Annotated in this window: 19 protein-coding genes; all 19 read left to right on the top strand. The window is 39.7% G+C overall.

What is annotated here, in order from left to right:
• Nucleotides 1-3: 3 nt before the first annotated feature.
• The 19 genes from yqeK to DXC23_RS02140 all read left to right on the top strand — a co-directional run bounded on the left by yqeK (nucleotide 4) and on the right by DXC23_RS02140 (nucleotide 18662).
• Nucleotides 4-588 carry a bis(5'-nucleosyl)-tetraphosphatase (symmetrical) YqeK gene (yqeK, locus tag DXC23_RS02050; RefSeq protein WP_117704542.1) on the top strand — a complete coding sequence of 195 codons (585 nt, stop codon included), beginning with the start codon at nucleotides 4-6 and terminating at the stop codon, nucleotides 586-588.
• A complete protein-coding gene (gene rsfS, locus DXC23_RS02055) occupies nucleotides 585-938 on the top strand; it encodes a ribosome silencing factor (protein ID WP_117704543.1) in 354 nt (117 codons plus the stop codon). Before yqeK ends, rsfS begins: the two co-directional genes overlap by 4 nt.
• 23 nt (nucleotides 939-961) lie before the next feature.
• Nucleotides 962-3373, top strand: a complete 2412-nt coding sequence (leuS, locus tag DXC23_RS02060) for a leucine--tRNA ligase (protein ID WP_117704544.1) — start codon at nucleotides 962-964, stop codon at nucleotides 3371-3373.
• Between the two features lie 139 nt (nucleotides 3374-3512).
• Nucleotides 3513-3689: a 30S ribosomal protein S21 gene (gene rpsU / locus DXC23_RS02065; RefSeq protein WP_022234907.1), complete on the top strand. Its 177-nt coding sequence runs from the start codon at nucleotides 3513-3515 to the stop codon at nucleotides 3687-3689.
• A 67-nt stretch (nucleotides 3690-3756) separates the two neighbouring features.
• Entirely contained in the window at nucleotides 3757-4191 is a 435-nt protein-coding gene (aroQ, locus tag DXC23_RS02070) for a type II 3-dehydroquinate dehydratase (protein WP_199523036.1), read from the top strand.
• Nucleotides 4191-5270 (top strand): aminopeptidase P family protein, encoded by a 1080-nt coding sequence (locus DXC23_RS02075; RefSeq protein WP_117704546.1) that lies wholly within the window; start codon nucleotides 4191-4193, stop codon nucleotides 5268-5270. The genes aroQ and DXC23_RS02075 overlap by 1 nt, the downstream gene beginning before the upstream one ends.
• Nucleotides 5271-5370: 100 nt before the next feature.
• Entirely contained in the window at nucleotides 5371-5928 is a 558-nt protein-coding gene (gene efp, locus DXC23_RS02080; RefSeq protein ID WP_117704547.1) for an elongation factor P, read from the top strand.
• Between the two features lie 21 nt (nucleotides 5929-5949).
• Entirely contained in the window at nucleotides 5950-6423 is a 474-nt protein-coding gene (locus DXC23_RS02085) for a CD1247 N-terminal domain-containing protein (protein ID WP_117704548.1), read from the top strand.
• Between the two features lie 48 nt (nucleotides 6424-6471).
• Nucleotides 6472-7119 (top strand): sporulation protein YunB, encoded by a 648-nt coding sequence (gene yunB, locus DXC23_RS02090; protein ID WP_117704549.1) that lies wholly within the window; start codon nucleotides 6472-6474, stop codon nucleotides 7117-7119.
• Between the two features lie 99 nt (nucleotides 7120-7218).
• Nucleotides 7219-8643, top strand: coding sequence for a tRNA (N6-isopentenyl adenosine(37)-C2)-methylthiotransferase MiaB (miaB, locus tag DXC23_RS02095; protein ID WP_242997382.1), 1425 nt, complete (start codon nucleotides 7219-7221; stop codon nucleotides 8641-8643).
• A gap of 15 nt (nucleotides 8644-8658) precedes the next feature.
• Complete coding sequence (locus DXC23_RS02100) at nucleotides 8659-9066, top strand: YlbF family regulator (protein WP_022234914.1); 408 nt, start codon at nucleotides 8659-8661, stop codon at nucleotides 9064-9066.
• A gap of 29 nt (nucleotides 9067-9095) precedes the next feature.
• On the top strand, nucleotides 9096-11678 hold the full coding sequence (gene mutS, locus DXC23_RS02105) for a DNA mismatch repair protein MutS (protein ID WP_117704550.1): 2583 nt from the start codon (nucleotides 9096-9098) through the stop codon (nucleotides 11676-11678).
• A gap of 29 nt (nucleotides 11679-11707) precedes the next feature.
• Nucleotides 11708-13816, top strand: a complete 2109-nt coding sequence (gene mutL, locus DXC23_RS02110; protein WP_117704551.1) for a DNA mismatch repair endonuclease MutL — start codon at nucleotides 11708-11710, stop codon at nucleotides 13814-13816.
• 4 nt (nucleotides 13817-13820) lie between these two features.
• Nucleotides 13821-14762: a tRNA (adenosine(37)-N6)-dimethylallyltransferase MiaA gene (gene miaA / locus DXC23_RS02115; RefSeq protein ID WP_117704552.1), complete on the top strand. Its 942-nt coding sequence runs from the start codon at nucleotides 13821-13823 to the stop codon at nucleotides 14760-14762.
• 3 nt (nucleotides 14763-14765) lie between these two features.
• On the top strand, nucleotides 14766-16046 hold the full coding sequence (locus DXC23_RS02120) for an HlyD family efflux transporter periplasmic adaptor subunit (RefSeq protein WP_117704553.1): 1281 nt from the start codon (nucleotides 14766-14768) through the stop codon (nucleotides 16044-16046).
• Nucleotides 16024-16740, top strand: a complete 717-nt coding sequence (locus DXC23_RS02125; RefSeq protein WP_117704554.1) for a YggS family pyridoxal phosphate-dependent enzyme — start codon at nucleotides 16024-16026, stop codon at nucleotides 16738-16740. The genes DXC23_RS02120 and DXC23_RS02125 overlap by 23 nt, the downstream gene beginning before the upstream one ends.
• Nucleotides 16741-16760: 20 nt before the next feature.
• On the top strand, nucleotides 16761-17225 hold the full coding sequence (sepF, locus tag DXC23_RS02130; protein ID WP_117704555.1) for a cell division protein SepF: 465 nt from the start codon (nucleotides 16761-16763) through the stop codon (nucleotides 17223-17225).
• On the top strand, nucleotides 17212-17961 hold the full coding sequence (locus DXC23_RS02135; RefSeq protein ID WP_117704556.1) for a YlmH/Sll1252 family protein: 750 nt from the start codon (nucleotides 17212-17214) through the stop codon (nucleotides 17959-17961). The genes sepF and DXC23_RS02135 overlap by 14 nt, the downstream gene beginning before the upstream one ends.
• Nucleotides 17962-17972: 11 nt before the next feature.
• Nucleotides 17973-18662 carry a DivIVA domain-containing protein gene (locus tag DXC23_RS02140; RefSeq protein WP_117704557.1) on the top strand — a complete coding sequence of 230 codons (690 nt, stop codon included), beginning with the start codon at nucleotides 17973-17975 and terminating at the stop codon, nucleotides 18660-18662.
• Nucleotides 18663-18696 lie beyond the last annotated feature (34 nt).

The following is an 18696-nucleotide window of genomic DNA, read 5'->3' on the forward strand; positions in this document are numbered from 1 at the left end:
TTTATGAATTTGGACGATTACAAGAAAATTATAAAATCAAGAATGAGCGATTACCGCTATACTCATAGCGTAAATGTGTCTAAAGAGGCGGTAAGACTTGCAAAAAAATACGGTGTGGATACCGAAAAAGCAGCCGTTGCAGGCATACTGCATGACATTACCAAAGAAACACCTAAAGAAGAACAGTTGCAAATTATGACAGATGGTGGTATAATTTTAGATAATGTGCAGAAAAATTCTTCAAAGCTATGGCATGGCATAAGCGGCAGTGTGTATATAAGAGATGTACTTAATATTACAGACGAAGATATTTTAAATGCCGTAAGATACCATACCACAGGCAGGGCAGGTATGTCTTTGCTTGAGAAAATTATTTTTATTGCAGATTTTACTTCTGCCGAAAGAGATTATAACGGCGTAAAAACAATGCGCAAAAAGGCAGACAAAGCTCTTGAAAACGCTATGCTTTACGGTTTGCAGTTTACTTTAAAAGACTTGTCTAAGAGGGCAATGATAATTCACCCTGACGCCCTTGCCTGTTACAACGAAATTGTAATAAATTATTCTACGAAAGGAACAGCCAAATGAATTCTTACGAACAATCAATTCTGACAGCTAAGGCTATAAGCAGTAAAAAAGGTCTTAACATTAAGTTAATCGAAATTGGCGATATTTCTTCGCTTGCAGATTATATGGTAATTGCAACAGGTACAAGCTCAACTCATGTAAAAGCTATTGCAGACGAGGTTGAGTATCAGCTTGACGAGGCAGGCATTTCTGTAAGCCACATTGAGGGTTACCGTTCAAATTCATGGATTTTGCTTGACTATGTCGATGTTATCGTTCACATATTCTCAGATGAGGCAAGGGAGTTTTATGACCTTGAAAGACTCTGGCAGGACGGCAAGGAAATTGACATTTCAAACATTGTTGACTAATAAATCTTGAGGAGGACTCAATTTTGAAATATAATCATAAGCCTGTTGAAGGCAAATGGCAAAAAATTTGGGAAGAAAAGGGCGTTTTCCACGCAGAGGACAACTCTGATAAAGAAAAATTCTATGCTCTTATCGAGTTCCCTTATCCATCGGGACAGGGACTTCATGTAGGTCATCCAAGACCGTATACAGCGCTTGACACAGTAGCAAGAAAGCGCAGACTTCAGGGCTACAATGTGCTTTATCCAATCGGCTGGGACGCATTTGGTTTACCGACAGAAAACTATGCTATCAAAAACCATATTCACCCTGAAATCGTAACAAAGCAGAACATTGCTCGCTTTAAAAAGCAGATTCAGTCACTTGGTATTTCTTTTGACTGGAGCAGAGAAATTAATACTACCGACCCCGACTACTACAAGTGGACACAGTGGATTTTTATTCAGCTTTTCAAGCATGGTCTTGCATACAAAAAAGAGATGAATGTAAACTGGTGTACTTCATGTAAGTGCGTCCTTGCAAACGAAGAAGTTGTAAACGGCGTTTGCGAGCGCTGCGGCAGTGAGGTAATTCATAAGGTTAAGTCACAGTGGATGCTTAAGATTACAGCTTACGCAGACAGACTTATCAACGACCTTGACCTTGTAGATTATCCTGAAAGAGTAAAGGCACAGCAGAAGAACTGGATCGGCAGAAGTACAGGTGCAGAGGTTGATTTTAAGACAACCACAGGCGATACACTCACAATTTACACCACAAGAGCAGATACTCTTTACGGTGCAACATATATGGTAATTTCTCCGGAACACCCTCTCATTGAAAAGTGGGCAGACAAGCTCTCTAATATTGACGCTATCCGTGAATATCAGGCTGCGGCTGCAAGAAAGTCTGACTTTGAAAGAACAGAGGTTGCCAAGGACAAAACAGGTGTTCTTGTTGAGGGCGTTAAGGCTATTAACCCTGTTAATAACAAAGAAATTCCTATCTTTATTTCGGACTATGTACTTGTATCATACGGTACAGGCGCTATTATGGCTGTTCCTGCTCACGATACTCGTGACTGGGAATTTGCAAAGAAGTTTGACCTCCCTATAATTGAGGTAGTAAAGGGCGGCAATGTGCAGGAGGAGGCTTATACCGACTGCGCAACAGGCATTATGGTTAATTCGGGTATACTTGACGGTCTTACTGTTGACGAGGCCAAAAAGAAGATTATTTCTTGGCTTGAGTCGGAGGGCAAAGGTCACTCAAAGGTAAACTACAAACTTCGTGACTGGGTATTCTCTCGTCAGCGTTATTGGGGCGAGCCAATCCCGATTGTTCACTGCGACAAGTGCGGTTATGTTCCGATTGACGAAAGTGAACTCCCACTCAGACTTCCTATGGTAGAATCATATGAGCCGACAGATAACGGCGAATCACCGCTTGCTAAAATGACAGACTGGCTTGAAACAACTTGCCCATGCTGCGGCGGCAAGGCAATGCGTGAAACCGATACAATGCCACAGTGGGCAGGTTCATCATGGTATTTCTTAAGATATATGGATCCGCACAACGACAAGGCGCTTGCATCAAAAGAGGCTATCAAGTATTGGTCACCTGTTGATTGGTACAACGGCGGTATGGAGCACACAACACTCCACTTGCTTTACAGCCGTTTCTGGCATAAGTTCCTCTATGACATCGGCGTTGTAAATACTCCTGAGCCATACGCTAAGAGAACATCACACGGTATGATTCTCGGCGAAAACGGCGAGAAGATGAGTAAGTCAAGAGGCAATGTAGTTAATCCTGACGAAATTGTTGACGAGTACGGCGCAGACACACTTCGTCTTTATGAAATGTTCATCGGTGACTTTGAAAAGGCCGCTCCATGGAGTCAGTCAAGCATCAGAGGCTGCCGCAGATTTATTGAGCGTTATTATAATCTTCAGACTATTCTTAATGATACAGACGGTATTCGTCCTGAGCTTGAGTCAGCTTTCCATAAGGCAATCAAAAAAGTTGGCGATGACATTGAGAACATCAAGTTCAATACTGCAATCGCAACACTTATGGCTCTTATCAATGACATTACAGCAACAGGCGCAATCACTAAGGAAGAACTTAAAATCTTTACAATCCTTTTGAATCCGTTTGCTCCGCACATTACAGAAGAAGTGTTTGAAATGTGCAAGCTCGGCGAAGGTATTGTTGCTGAACAGAAATGGCCGGAGTATGACGAGGCTAAGTGCAAAGACGAAACAATAGAAATTGTTGTTCAGGTAAACGGTAAAATTAAAACAAAGCTTAACATTCCTGTTGAGTCAGAAAAGAACGCTGTTCTTGAAATGGCTAAGGCAGACGCTAATGTGGCTAAAGCAATAGAGAATATGAATATCATCAAAGAAATTTATGTTCCCAATAAGCTTGTAAACCTTGTAGTTAAGCCATAATTTTTACTTTATTTATAAATTTACATAATTTTCCCTAAATTTCTACATTTCTATTGACAATATGAATCGTTTATTGTATAATATCAAATGCAACATATGCAAATTACCCATGCCAAATGGCAGATGGGAGGGAAGATAGATGGCAGAAATCAGACTTAAGGATAACGAATCTCTTGAGAGTGCTTTAAGAAGATTCAAAAAGCAGTGTGCAAGAGCTGGCGTTATTGCTGAGGTGCGCAAGAGAGAGGCTTATGAAAAGCCTTCTGTAAAGCGTAAAAAGAAGTCCGAAGCAGCTCGTAAGCGCAAATTCAGGTAATCAAAATAAGCGGACAGTTTTTACTGTCCGCTTTTTGTCATTTTATCAGGAAATTTGGTGAATAAAAATGAAAAAAATTCTTGTTATGTTAGGCCCCAACCTTAATATGGTGGGCGTGAGAGAAAAAGGTATTTACGGCGAAGAAACCGCTCAGAGTATTTCAGAGCAGATTAAGTCTTTTGCAGATGAGCAGGGCTTTTCTGTTGAGATTTATCAGTCAAACCATGAGGGTGACTTGATTGACAAAATTCACGCAGCAAGAGGTAATTTTGACGGCGTTGTTATAAATGCGGGCGCTCTTACACATTATAGCTATGCATTAAGAGATGCTATTGCTTGTGTAAAGATTCCGTTTGTCGAGGTGCATATGTCAAATATCCACGCAAGGGAAGAATTCAGACACACATCTGTAATTGCACCTGTATGCGCAGGACAGATTGCAGGCTTTGGCAAAAGCAGCTACTTCCTTGCAATTACAGCTTTAAAGGACTTGATGAAGTAATGAACAGCTTGAGAACAGAAAAGTTAAGAGCTTTTATAAAATCACCCGACACCGCAGTTTTAATAAAAAATGAAATCAATGTCGGATATTTCAGCGGCTTTCATCACAGCGAGGGTGTATTTTTACTGACAAGTGACAAAGCATATTTGCTTGTGGATTTCAGATACTTTGAGGCGGCACAGAAATTCGCAGTCGGCTGTGAAGTAATTTGCTTTAAAAAGCTGATTGCGGATATAAGCGAAATTCTTAAAAAAGAATGTGTCACAAAAATTGTTGCAGAGGCAGATACATTTACCGTTGCGGAAAATGATTTGTACAAAGAGCATTTTGCCGAAAAGGGAATTGAATTTTACTGTGACAGTGCGCTTGATAAGGCTGTTTCAAACATCAGAATTATTAAAGATAAATCTGAGTTTGACAAAATTTTAAAGGCTCAACAGATTGCCGAAAAGGCATATAATGAAGTTTTAAATTACATTAAGCCGGGTGTAAGCGAAAGAAAGATTGCTGTTGAATTTGAATATCTGATGAAGCAGTACGGTGCGGAAAGAGTTTCTTTTGATTTAATAACAATCACAGGCAGTAAAACTTCGTTGCCACACGGCGTACCGAGTGATGATATAATCAAATCAGGTGATTTTTTCACTATGGATTTTGGTGCGGTTTATGACGGCTATCACTCCGACACGACAAGAACCGTTGCGGTTAATTTTGCAACAGATGAGCAAAGAGAAATTTACAACATTGTTTTGCAGGCACAGCTTGCAGTGCTTAAAGAAGTTAAGGCAGGAAAAACCTGCTCTGAAATTGATAAAATTGCAAGAGATATTATAACAGAGGCAGGCTACGGAGAGTGTTTCGGTCATTCAACGGGTCACGGCGTAGGACTTGAAATTCACGAGCTGCCAAATGTTTCTCCGAGGGGAGAAATAATCCTTGAAGAGGGTATGGTAATTACCGACGAACCCGGAATTTACCTGCCAAAGAAGTTCGGTGTAAGAATTGAAGATATGCTTTATGTCACCGAAAAAGGATATAATAACTTTGTATCTTTGCCAAAAGAACTAATAATTCTTTAAAATGCTTGCAATTTGTTTATTTTTTATGTATAATAGCATATGACACATAATGGCAAGGATTATTTTGCTGTAATTATGTATATTTTAGGAGGTATTACTTATGATATCAGCAGGTGATTTCAGAAACGGCGTTACATTTGAAATGGATGGTCAGGTTGTATCAATCATCGAATTCCAGCATGTAAAGCCAGGTAAGGGTGCCGCTTTCGTAAGAACAAAGATCAGAAATGTTATTACAGGTGCGGTTGTTGAAAAGACTTTTAACCCTAACGATAAATATCCTACTGCATTTATTGACAGAAAGGATATGGAGTACAGCTATTCAGACGGTGATCTTTATTACTTTATGGATACAGAAACATGGGAGCAGATCCCGATTAACAAGAGCGTTCTCGGCGACAACTTTAAGTTCGTTAAAGAGAATATGGTTTGTAAGGTTCTTTCTTACAAGGGCAGCGTATTCGGTGTAGAGCCGCCTAACTTTGTAGAGCTTAAGGTTACAAAGACCGATCCCGGCTTTAAGGGTGATACAGCTACAAATGCTACAAAGCCTGCTACTCTTGAAACAGGTGCTGAGATTAAGGTTCCTCTCTTTATTGACGAGGGCGAAACAATCCAGATCGACACAAGAACCGGTGAGTATATGGGCAGAGCTTAATCGCTTTGCGGAGGAATTATTATGAATTTAACAGAAAAAATTGCTTATATTCGCGGACTTTGCGAGGGTTTGAATCTTGACGAGTCAAAGCCTGAAATCAAGGTTATGAATGCAATTATCGATCTTCTTGACGATATGTCATATTCTGTAACAGATATGGAAGACCTCTATGACGAGCTTTCGGCTCAGGTTGATGAGATTGACCAGGATCTTGCAGAGGCTGAAACAGAGCTTTACGGCGAAGATGATGACTTTGATTATGATGACGATGAAGATGACGAAGAAAACGAAGATGATGTTTTTTATGAAGTGACTTGCGATTCATGCGGTCAAAAGCTTAATGTATCCGAGGATGTTCTCCTTGAGGGCGAAATTGAGTGCCCTAACTGCGGTGAACTTCTTGAGTTTGACTTCTCTGACATCTTTGACGGCGAAGAGTGTGACCCGGCTGACTGCGAGGGTTGCAGCAGCAATTGTAATTCTTCGGAAGAATAATATTAACAAAATTTACACCTCTCGTATAGAATATCGAGGGGTGTTTTTTTGCTTTTTTACAAAAGAAAGAAGATAAAATTTAAAAAGCTTAAATGTGTTCTTTTGTCGATAGTTTTAGTGCTCGTTTTAATTATAGTTTTCTGTGAACAACAGCTTGCGGAATTTAAATGCGAATACATCAGAATACAGGCGGAAATTATCTCCGTAAACTCTGTTTGCGAGGCTGTAAACAGCAGTATAAGAAGTTTTAATTATAACTATGACGATTTAGCAAAAATACAATATTCCAAAGACGGCAAAGTACAGGCAATAACAACCGATTCGTTTAAAATCAATGAGCTTAAGGCGGATATAATGCTAAGCGTACAGCAGGAAATTGCAAAAATATACGATGTGGAAATCGACATACCGCTCGGTTCTTTCACTGATATTACCGTGCTTTCAAACTACGGGCCGATGGTAAATGTATCGTTTAACCTTACGGGGAGTTTTTCCTCTGAAATCGTAAGCACCTTTGAATCGGCGGGAATTAATCAGACAATTCACCATATCCGTCTCATTCTTACATCAAAAATTATGACAACATCTCTTGACTACTCGGGAAATATGACATTTTCCACCGATTTTGAAATAGCACAAAACATAATTGTCGGCACCACTCCCGAATACAACGGCAATTGGTACAAATCTGTATAATACTTGTATAAATATTAAAAACTTAAGAAAAATATTGAAAATTGCCGTAATTTGTGATACAATATTTTAGTTAATAAAATGGATTAGGAGTGCATTGTTTTGCCTGAAAACACAATACTTGGTAATGTTACCTCTGATGTTATTTCAGACCAACAGTTTGAATATATGAGATTGATTTCTCAGATTATGCAGGATAGAAAGCGTGGCGATAAGCCTGTGGCTTATATACGCACCTACGGCTGTCAGCAGAATGTTGCTGACAGTGAGAGAATTAAAGGTATGCTTGAAATAGCGGGCTTTGAATTTTCCGAAACCGTGGACGACGCCGATTTTATTCTTTTTAATACCTGCGCAATCAGAGAACACGCCGAGGACAGAGTTTTTGGAAATGTCGGTGCGTTAAAGTCTTTAAAGAGAAAACATCCGCAGATTGTCATTGCTTTGTGCGGCTGTATGATGGAGCAGGAGCATATCGCAAACAAGATGTATAAGAGCTTTCCGTTTGTAAGCCTTGTTTTCGGTACTCATTCTTTGCATCGTTTCCCACAGCTTTTGTATCATACACTTGCTGACGGCAAGCGTGTGTATGAGCGTGACAACGATGATAAAAAGGTTTACGAGGGTATTCCTGTAAAGCGTGACGGTACTTTTAAGGGCTGGCTTTCAATTATGTATGGCTGCAACAATTTCTGCACATACTGCATTGTGCCTTATGTAAGAGGCAGAGAACGCAGTCGTGAAAAGTCGCTTATCCTTGATGAAGCAAGGCAGATGATTTCAGCAGGCTACAAAGATATTACTTTGCTTGGTCAGAATGTAAACTCATACGGCAAAACTCTTGCCGATAAGCCTACTTTCGCTCAGCTTTTGCACGAAATTGATTCTATTGACGGCGACTATTGGCTTAGATTTATGACATCGCATCCAAAGGATTGTTCAAAAGAGCTTATTGATACCATTGCCAACGGTACACATATCAGCAAGCATCTTCATTTGCCATTCCAGAGCGGTTCTGACAGAATTTTAAAAGCTATGAACAGGCATTATGACAGAAAGAAATATCTTGATATTGTAAATTATGCCAAAGAAAAAATTGACGGGGTATCGCTTACAAGTGATATTATTGTAGGTTTTCCGGGTGAAACCTATGAGGACTTTAAAGAAACACTTTCGCTTATTCGTGAGGTTGAGTTTACATCTTTGTTTACTTTCATTTATTCACCGAGAGTAGGCACACCTGCCGCTAAGATGGATGACCCGATTTCAGCAGAGGAAAAATCAAAATGGTTCAGAGAACTGCTTGATGTTCAGGAAGAAATTGCGGCTAAAAGATGTGCGTCTATGGTTAATAACACCGAAAAGGTACTTGTTGAATCGGAAACAGGCAAAAACGGTGAATTAAGCGGCAGAACAAGTGGCAATATAATAGTGGAGCTTAAAGGCGATAAGGGCCTTATAGGCACATTTCAGAATGTTAAGATTACACAGGCGAGAAATTGGATACTCAAGGGCGAGCTTGTGTAAGGAAAGGATAAAATTATGGATATTATTGAAAAGGCAAGAGAGCTTGGTAAGCTCATTCAGCAGGAGGAGTCGTATATCGCTCTCCAAAAAGCACAGGCAGACGCTGACGCAGATATGGATCTTCAGAACCTTATCGGCGATTTTAATATGAAGAGAATGTCTATCAACAACGAGGCTTCTAAAAAAGATAAGGACAGCGATAAGCTCGCACTTCTCAACAGTCAGATGAGAGAGGACTATTCAAAGATTATGTCAAATAAGAATATGATTGCTTACAACGAGGCAAAAGATGCTTTTGATATGGTTGCAAACAGAGTTCTTGCCATTGTTCAGCAGTCGGCAGAGGGCGCAGACCCTGAAACAGCCGATTACTCAACATCTTCTTGTTCGGGCAGCTGCAGCACTTGCGGCGGTTGCGGCTGATAGATTTTCCTTGAAAGGGTGTGAAAACATTGGCAGAGTTATCTCCCATGATGAAACAATATTTTGCAATTAAAGAACAGAACAAAGACAGTATTCTTTTCTTCCGCTTGGGAGATTTCTACGAAATGTTTTACGATGATGCAAAAATAGCATCAAAGGAGCTTGAGCTTACACTCACAGGCAGAGATTGCGGTCAGGCGGAAAGAGCACCGATGTGCGGAGTGCCTTTCCACAGCTGCGAGGGCTATATTGCAAGGCTTGTTGCTAAGGGCTATAAGGTTGCAATTTGCGAACAGACCGAAGACCCTGCCACTGCAAAGGGACTTGTTAAGCGTGATATTATAAGAGTAATTACTCCGGGTACGGTAATGGAGTCGAGTATGCTCGATGAGGGCAGAAACAACTACATTTGCTGTATGTTTTCCGAAAATAAAAAAATCGGACTTTGCTTTTGCGATATTTCAACAGGCGAGCTTTATGCTACCGAAATATCAGGAAGTGACTCGGTAAATTCCCTTACAAGTCAGCTTGCAAGCTACAATCCGAGAGAAATATTACTTGGCGGAGATATTGTAAAAATTAAATCTCTGCCGTCATTTATAAAATCAAAGCTGTCTGCCGGAGTTGAAATGCTCAGGGACGAGAGCTTTGATAACAAGGTTTGCGCTGAAATTGTAAAAGCACAATTTGGTGAAGAAATGCAGTGCATTTCAGATTCTCAGGTGCTTATAAGTGCGATTGGTGCGCTGATAAATTACCTTAAAGAAACACAGAAAAACGGACTTGAGCGTATAAACAAAATTGAGCTTTACAGCGACAAGCAGTTTATGAATCTTGATTACAACACACAGCGTAATCTTGAGCTTACAGCAACAATGCTCAACAAAGAAAAGCGAGGTTCGCTTTTGTGGGTACTTGACAAAACTAAAACCGCAATGGGTAAGCGACTTATCCGTTCGTGGCTTGAACACCCGTTGCTTAATGTGTCGGCAATCAACAACCGTCAGTCTGCGGTTGAGGAACTTGTAAACAATAATATTCTTAGACTTGATATTGTGGACGCTTTAAGCGGTATTTTTGATATTGAGAGACTTATGACAAGAATTGTTTACGGTTCGGCAAACGGCAGAGAGCTCCGTTCACTTGCGGCGGCTCTGCAAAAACTGCCGCAGCTTTCAAATTTAATTGCCGACTGCAATGCAAAATATCTTAAAAAAGTTTATAAGGAAATAGACCTGCTTGAAGATATTTTCAATTTGATTGATTCCGCCATTGTAGAAGAACCGCCGTTCTCTGTGCGTGAGGGCGGAATGATAAAAAAAGGCTACAATAGTGAACTTGACCTTTTGCTTACAGATATGAACGATTCAAAGGGCATACTTGCAAGAATTGAAGCTGAGCAGAGGGAAAAAACAGGTATTCCAAAACTGCGTGTAGGTTACAACAAGGTGTTTGGTTATTACATAGAGGTAACAAATTCGTACAAAGACCTTGTACCGGAAACCTACATAAGAAAGCAGACGCTTACAAATTGTGAGCGCTATATTACTCAGGACTTAAAAGACATAGAGGGCAGAATTTTAGGTGCAAAAGACCGTTCTGTTGCTATGGAATATACCTTGTTTGACGAAGTAAGAAAAACGGTTGCAAATAACCTTGAGAGAATACAGAGAACGGCTAAGGCTATTGCAGTGCTTGATGTGCTTGTTTCTCTCGCAAATGTTGCGGCAGACAATAGGTATGTGCGACCTGATGTGAACCTTTCAACCGTTATCAGATTAAAAGACAGCCGACATCCTGTTGTAGAGGCTCTGCTTACAGATACTCCGTTTGTTCCTAATGATGTTTATCTTGACAGTGCAGGCGAAAGAGTGGCAATAATTACCGGCCCTAATATGGCAGGTAAATCTACATATATGCGACAGGTTGCCCTCATTGTGCTTATGGCGCAAATGGGAAGTTTTGTTCCTGCCTCAAGTGCGACCGTCGGTGTGGTAGACAGCATTTTTACAAGAGTGGGCGCATCAGATGACCTTGCCTCGGGACAGTCAACCTTTATGGTAGAGATGAGCGAGGTAGCCAATATAGTTAAATCTGCCACATCAAAAAGTCTTTTGATACTTGATGAAATCGGCAGAGGCACTTCTACCTTTGACGGTATGAGCATTGCAAGGGCAGTGCTTGAATATTGTGCCGATCATAAAAAGCTCGGTGCAAAAACATTGTTTGCTACTCACTACCACGAACTTACCGTTATGCAGGATTTGCTTGACGGAGTAAAAAATTACAGCATTGCCGTAAAAAAGCGTGGAGATGATATTACATTTTTACGCCGAATTATTCCGGGCGGCGCAGATGACAGCTATGGAATTGAGGTAGCTAAACTTGCAGGACTTCCTAACTCTATAATTAGCAGAGCAAAGGAAATCTTAAAAGAACTTGAGTCTGGTTCTAATGCACCGACTGTTATAAAAGAAAAGAACGATGATATGCAGATGTCGCTTATATCAAATGACAATGCCGTTGTTGAGCGACTTTCTGAAGTTGATTTAAACACCTTAACTCCGATAGAAGCTATTAATCTGCTTTATGAGCTTAAAGGTATGATATAAAAGTATGAGCGAAAAAGGCAGGTGAAATTATGGGTGTAATTAATGTACTTGACAAACACATTGCAGAGCTTATTGCGGCAGGCGAGGTAGTAGAAAGACCGTCCTCTGTTATAAAAGAACTTGTAGAAAATTCTATTGATGCAGGTGCAAAAAATGTTACTGTTGAGATAAAAAACGGCGGCACAACATTTATGCGTGTTGCCGATGACGGCTGCGGAATTTACAGAGATGACATAAAAAAAGCCTTTCTGCGCCATGCGACAAGCAAGGTTAAAACAGCAAATGACCTTGATTCCATTGCAACTCTCGGCTTTAGAGGAGAGGCGCTTGCATCTATAAGTGCGGTTTCAAGATTACAGGTTATTACTAAAAACGAGAATGAGGATATCGGTAGCTGCTATGAAATTGAGGGCGGAGAAGAAATCTCGCTTGAGGACGCAGGCTGCCCGAGAGGCACAACATTTGTTATCAGAGATTTGTTTTACAATATTCCCGCTCGTTCTAAATTTCTTAAAAAAGATGTAGCCGAGGGAAATGCTGTCTCTGCCCTTATGGATAAAATTGTGCTTTCTCATCCGGAAGTTGCTTTTACATTTATAAGAGATGGCAAGCAGGTTTTGCGCACTTTTGGTGACGGAAAGCTGTTGTCTGCCATTTATTCCGTATTTGGAAAGGATTTTGCCAAAGGACTTATACCTGTTGATTATACCCTTGATTCCGTTTCTGTTAAGGGATATATTTCAAAGCCGATAAACGCAAGACCAAACCGCAATATGCAAAATTTCTTTATAAACGGCAGATTTGTAAAAACAAGAACAGGTATGGCGGCGCTTGAAGAGGCATACAAGGGCTCGATAATGGTTGGCAAATTTCCGTCAGCTGTTTTACAGCTTACCGTTCCTTATGAAATTATAGATGTAAATGTTCACCCTGCCAAAATAGAGGTACGCTTTATTAACGAAAGACCTGTTTTTGATGCAATTTATCATGCGGTAAAATCTGCTTTGCAGCAAGGCGATGAAAGAAAACAGATTCATTTTAAAGAAAACACCGCTTTTAATGAAATTAAAAAGGTAAATCCGTTTAACAATGCGCAGGCAGTTTTTGCAAAAGCCGAAAATACACCTGCGGAAAAACCCATAAAACCGATTGAACGGATTGAGCCTGTATTAAAAAAGTCCGAACCTAAACCGTACAATCCGTTTGACGAACTTGATTTAAAAGACGAAAAACCAAAGCCGATCTCTATTGATGACTTAAAAATGACTGATTCGTCAGATCCGTTTGAAATTTATTCTAAGCAGGCAATAAGAAAGAATACTGAGCTTGAGCAAAAGAAAGCAGAATTTTCAAAGCAAAAATTTGAGAAAGCTGAGCAGCTTATTTTAAAAGCAGCTCAGCAAGAAGATAATTTACCAAAACAGGAAAATCCCGTAAATGAGGTTATTGTTGAGGAGAAAAAGCCTTACAAAGAGGTTGTAATGACCAAAGAAGAAAAGCCACAGACGGAGATTTTCAAAGATAAAGAAGATAAAAACGATACAATCACCGAACTTCCAAAAGAGCAGACTAAGCTCAGATTTTTAGGTGAGGCATTCGATACATATATAATCGTTGAGAAAAACGATAGTGAGATTTTAATAATTGACAAACACGCAGCACATGAAAGAATAATTTATGAAAAACTTAAAGCAAATGCCGATAAGCAAAATGTTCAGTATTTGCTTGCACCTGTTACCGTTACCCTTGATAAAACCGATTATGACGCAGCAATAAGCAATCTTGATATGTTTGCAAAATGTTCGTTTGATGTAGAGGACTTTGGCAACGGTACATTACTTGTGCGCTCTGCACCGCAATACCTTGCGGCAACGGAAATTGCCGACTGTATTGCTGAAATGAGCGGTTATATAGCAAGCGGCAAAAAGGATATTTATGCCGAAAAAATGGATTGGTTTTATCATAATGTTTCGTGCCGTTCTGCAATCAAGGCAGGCAATAAGAGCACCGTACAGGAGCTTATGGACATTGCCTGGACTTTAGAGAAAAATCCGCAGATAAAGTATTGCCCACATGGCAGACCTATCTGCATAGTTATGACAAAGTACGAAATTGAAAAACAATTTGGCAGGTTGTGATTTTTTGAATTATCCTATCAAACTTATTTCTGTTGTAGGCCCTACGGCATCTGGCAAAACGGCGCTTGCAGTTGAGCTTGCAAAGAAATATAACGGAGAGATTATTTCCGCCGACTCAATGCAGATATACAAAGGAATGAATATAGCTACCGCTAAGCCCGATGAACAGGAAAAACAGGGCATACCGCATTGGTTAACAGACTTTCTTCCAAGCGACAAGACTTATTCCGTTGCAGATTTTGTAAGTGACGCAGCTTCTTGTATCGAAGATATCGTGTCACGGGGGAAAATGCCGATTATTGCAGGCGGTACAGGACTTTATGTTGACTCGCTTTTAAACGGAGTTTCCTTTGAAAAGCAGGAAAGAAACGAAGAAATATCAAATGAGCTGTTTGCACTGTATCAGCAAAACGGCATTGATTATTTGCTTAATATGCTCGGCGAGTTTGACGGCGAATCAGCCGAAAATCTCAGAGAGCAGAGAAATGTAAAGCGTATCATAAGGGCCATTGAGTTTTACAAGACATCAGGCATTACGATAAGTGAGCACAACCGCAATTCTAAATTACAGGGTTCGCCGTACTCTCCGATAAAAATCGGTCTGAAATTTGAAGACAGACAAAAATTGTATGACAGAATTAATTTGCGTGTTGATATTATGCTTGAAAACGGACTCGTTGATGAGGCAAGAGAAGTGCTTTCGTCTTCTCTCAGTTCAACATCTAAAATGGCAATAGGATACAAAGAGCTTATTCCGTATTTTTCGGGCGAACGCTCGCTTGATGAATGTGTGGAAATTTTAAAAAGAGAAACAAGACGATATGCCAAAAGGCAGCTTACTTGGTTTAATCGTGATAAGAATATTAATTGGATTTTAGTTGATAAATTCAAATGCTTTGATGATATATTAAATTATGCTGAAACAATAATTGATAAAGGACTGTGATATATGGACAAGCTGTTGTTCAGAAGAATATTGGTTGCAGGTCTTACTGCGCTTGCAATTATCTATGTTGTTTACCTTCTGCTAAGTGCAAATTTCAATGTTGTGCCGACAGAAAATGCCGAACAGGTAACCGTTACCGACAAGATTTATTCTAACGGCTACATTATTCGTAACGAAACATATATTAACAATAATTCAGGCGGAGTAGTTTCTTACAATGTAGATAACGGTGATGAGGTGCAGAAAGGCTGTTCGGTTGCAAGTGTTTATTCTACGGAAGAAGATGCGGTTGCCCGTACAAAGGCGGCATCACTTGAACAAAGTATGAAGGATCTTACAAAACTTGAGCAGACGAGGAAATCTAACACCGAGGGTATTGAAACTATAAAGAATGACATTACATCAAATCTTGAAACTTATTTGTATAATATTAATAACGGAAACTTCGGTAAAATTGATTCAAACATAAGTTCAATTATAAATGCTGTCAATCATTACCAGTCTTTCACAGGCAAGACTACAAGCTTTAAGCCTGAGATTGCGTCTTTGCAGGCTCAGATTAACGAGCTAAAAAGTTCTTCGGACAGTATAGCAGAGATTAATGCTCCTAAGGCAGGCTATTTTGTTACTTCTTGTGACGGCTACGAGAACAGCTATGATTATACAAAAATCGGAAATCTTACACTTGACAATCTTAAAAATATCAAGAAATCAAATGTACCGGATAATAATATCGGCAAGGTGATAAGCGGTCTTAATTGGTATATTGCGTGTGAAATCACCAATGACGAGGCAACAGATCTCACACTTTGGGGTGACGATGTTACAATCGACTTTTCAGATGCCTCATCAAACACAGTGCCTGCGTCAATTTATAAAATTGTTCAGTATAATAATTCCGATAAAGCTCTCGCAATTTTCCAGTGCACATATATGGACAGCTCGCTTTCTCAGATTAGACAGGAGCCTGTTGAAATCGGTATGGGCACTTATTCGGGACTTCGTGTCAACAAAAAGGCTATTCATGACGATTATGTAGAAAAGACAACCTACGATGACAAGGGCAACGAACATAAAGAGAGCAAAAAAGTTCAGGGTGTCTATGTACTCTACGGCAGTGAAGTTCAGTTTAAAGAAATATCTATTCTCTATGCAGGTAATGATTTTGTATTATGTGATCCATCACCTGCTGATGGCATATTGTTCAGCGGCGAAACAATTTCGCTGTATGATCAGGTTATAATGGAAGGGGACGATTTGTATGATGGAAAGGTCATTAAGTGATGTAGAATACAACTACAAGCTTATTAACGAAAGAATTGCTGAGGCTGCCGAAAAATCAGGCAGAAAAAGAGAGGACATTACTTTTCTTGCCGCAACAAAAACAGTAGATGCGGATGTAATAAACTACGCAATCTCTCTCGGACTTGACCACATTGGCGAAAATAAGGTGCAGGAGCTGCTTTCTAAATATGAAAAGTATGACCTTGCTCATGCGTCTTTACAGTTTATAGGACATTTGCAGACAAACAAGGTTCGCCAAATTGTAGATAAGGTGGATCTTATTCAGTCAGTTGATTCTTTAAAACTTGCGTCCGAGATTTCCAAGCAGTCATTAAAAATCGGAAAAAAGACCGATGTGCTTGTGGAAGTAAACATTGGCAGAGAAGAAAATAAATCGGGTGTTGTTCCCGAACAGCTTGATGAATTGTTGTGTCAGATAGCTGATTTGAAGGGAATTTCGGTCAAAGGACTTATGGCTATACCGCCAATTTGTGATAATACACATAAAATTTCAAAATATTTTGATAATATGCGTAATATCTTTATTGACATATCGTCAAAAAAATTAGATAATATAAGTATGACTATACTATCAATGGGTATGTCTGCTGATTATTATGAGGCAATACTTCAAGGTGCAACTATGGTAAGAGTAGGATCGTCACTTTTTGGTGCCAGAGATTACAGTAAATAATTCAAGGAGGAATTAATATAATGGCAGGTTTTGTGGATAAATTCAAGCGTATGTGGGATGCTCCCGATGACGAGTATCAGCAGGAGTATGATGAGTACGGTTATGCTGATGAAAATGAGGAAGAAGAGGTTGAGGAACAGCCTGTAAGAGAGAGAGCAACAGCTCCTACATCTAAGAACAAGGTTGTTAATATCAATGCTAAGGCTAAGATTCAGGTTGGTATTTATAAGCCTGAAAGATTTGGCGAGGAAACACGCACAATCGCAGATGACCTTATTAAGTCACATACAGTAGTTCTTAATCTTGAGGACACTAACAAGGATATGGCAAGAAGAATTCTTGACTTCCTCAGCGGTGTTGCTTATGCAAATGACGGCAAGATTAAAAAGGTTGCCTCTAATACATACATTATCATTCCTAATAATGTAGATCTTACAGGTGACGATTTACTTGACGAATTAGAAAACAGCGGTGTTTACTTCTGATAACGATGAGCTTTTCTGCTCCAGAATTGAGGATATGACCTCGCTTTGCTTTACTCGACAAAAGCCTGTTTTCTCTCAGTTTATGAGCGAAACACATCAGGCACTTGCCGAAAAGGTGCTGCGAAGTATTTACTTTGAAAATTATATTTTCTTTGGCGGCAGTGAGAACAGTGAAAGAAAGATGCTCGGGGTGTTTTATGATGAACCCGAGCAGTCAGCCTTTCCTATATCCGCTATTGAGTTTAAGTACAGAGTATGCGATAAACTCACACACAGAGATTTTCTCGGTACGCTTATGTCGCTTGGCATTGAGCGAGATACAGTTGGAGATATTCTTGTGGATAACGGACGAACTGTTGTGTTTGTAAAAAGCGAGCTTAAAGATTATATAGAATCACAGATTTTTAAAATCGGCGGAGCAGGAGTAAAAATTGTCCAACCGAATTTAAATTCTCTGCCGCAAGGCAGGGGCACAGAGGAAATGAGTCTTACGGTTTCATCTCTTAGATTTGATAATATTGTTGCCGCAGTGAGCGGACTATCGAGGGATAAAACGGCAAAACTGATTTTATCGGGAGAAACAACTCTTAACTTTGTTACAACCCAGAATGTAAGTTGTCAGGTTAAAGAGGGGGATACCTTTACTGTAAGAGGTAAAGGGAAATTTAAGTTAGATAAAATTTTGGGTGAAACCAAAAAAGGTCGCCGAAAAATTTTAGTAATACATTTCAGATAGGAGTGCTTTAAATGATTACTATTGATGAAATTAAGAATGTTAGTTTCAGAAAAGCCGGCCGTCAGGGCTACATGGCTGATGATGTTGACGCATTTATTGATGAAGTCATTGTAGCTTTTGAACAGTTAAAGAAAGAGAAAACTAACCTTGTTCATAAAATTGATGTTCTCGCAACAAGAGTAGAGCAGTACAGAGCAGACGAAGAAACAGTTAGAAATGCCCTTCTTGCATCTCAGAAAGTATCTGACGCTTGCATTAGAGAGGCTAAGGAAAAGGCATCTAAGATTGTTAGAGAGGCTGAAACAAAGGCACAGCAGCTTTTAGTAGATACAAACAGAATGACTGCAACAGAAAAAGAAAATTATCTTCTTCTCCAGTCAGACGCAGTAAAACTAAAGGGCGAGCTTGTTGAGCTTTATAAGAAACATCTTCAGATGATTAATGACCTTCCTACTGCTGCCGAGTTAGAGGCTGCAAGACAGCAGCTTAACGAAAAATATCCGACAGCACCTGTAATGGAGGAAAAGCCACAGGAAACAGTTAAGCCTGCCGAGCCGGTTGCTGTTGAGGTAAAAAAGCCTGAGGAAATAAAAGAGAAAGCAGATATTACTTCTGATTCCGAGGATGACAACACAGAGAAAAAATCACCAAAATTCGGTCACTTGAAATTTGGCGACAACTATGATGTTTCTGCCGATTAATTTTTAATCGTTTAAGAATTTTTAAATCAAAATT

Source organism: Eubacterium sp. OM08-24 (assembly GCF_003438075.1).
Classification (GTDB): domain Bacteria; phylum Bacillota; class Clostridia; order Oscillospirales; family Acutalibacteraceae; genus Ruminococcoides.

What these genes read in the sequence shown, in the direction of transcription:
- yqeK (WP_117704542.1), top strand. Translation starts at nt 4, where the DNA reads ATGAATTTGGACGATTACAAGAAAATTATAAAATCAAGAATGAGCGAT.
- rsfS (WP_117704543.1), top strand. Translation starts at nt 585, where the DNA reads ATGAATTCTTACGAACAATCAATTCTGACAGCTAAGGCTATAAGCAGT.
- rpsU (WP_022234907.1), top strand. Translation starts at nt 3,513, where the DNA reads ATGGCAGAAATCAGACTTAAGGATAACGAATCTCTTGAGAGTGCTTTA.
- aroQ (WP_199523036.1), top strand. Translation starts at nt 3,757, where the DNA reads ATGAAAAAAATTCTTGTTATGTTAGGCCCCAACCTTAATATGGTGGGC.
- DXC23_RS02075 (WP_117704546.1), top strand. Translation starts at nt 4,191, where the DNA reads ATGAACAGCTTGAGAACAGAAAAGTTAAGAGCTTTTATAAAATCACCC.
- efp (WP_117704547.1), top strand. Translation starts at nt 5,371, where the DNA reads ATGATATCAGCAGGTGATTTCAGAAACGGCGTTACATTTGAAATGGAT.
- DXC23_RS02085 (WP_117704548.1), top strand. Translation starts at nt 5,950, where the DNA reads ATGAATTTAACAGAAAAAATTGCTTATATTCGCGGACTTTGCGAGGGT.
- DXC23_RS02100 (WP_022234914.1), top strand. Translation starts at nt 8,659, where the DNA reads ATGGATATTATTGAAAAGGCAAGAGAGCTTGGTAAGCTCATTCAGCAG.
- mutL (WP_117704551.1), top strand. Translation starts at nt 11,708, where the DNA reads ATGGGTGTAATTAATGTACTTGACAAACACATTGCAGAGCTTATTGCG.
- DXC23_RS02120 (WP_117704553.1), top strand. Translation starts at nt 14,766, where the DNA reads ATGGACAAGCTGTTGTTCAGAAGAATATTGGTTGCAGGTCTTACTGCG.
- DXC23_RS02125 (WP_117704554.1), top strand. Translation starts at nt 16,024, where the DNA reads ATGATGGAAAGGTCATTAAGTGATGTAGAATACAACTACAAGCTTATT.
- sepF (WP_117704555.1), top strand. Translation starts at nt 16,761, where the DNA reads ATGGCAGGTTTTGTGGATAAATTCAAGCGTATGTGGGATGCTCCCGAT.
- DXC23_RS02140 (WP_117704557.1), top strand. Translation starts at nt 17,973, where the DNA reads ATGATTACTATTGATGAAATTAAGAATGTTAGTTTCAGAAAAGCCGGC.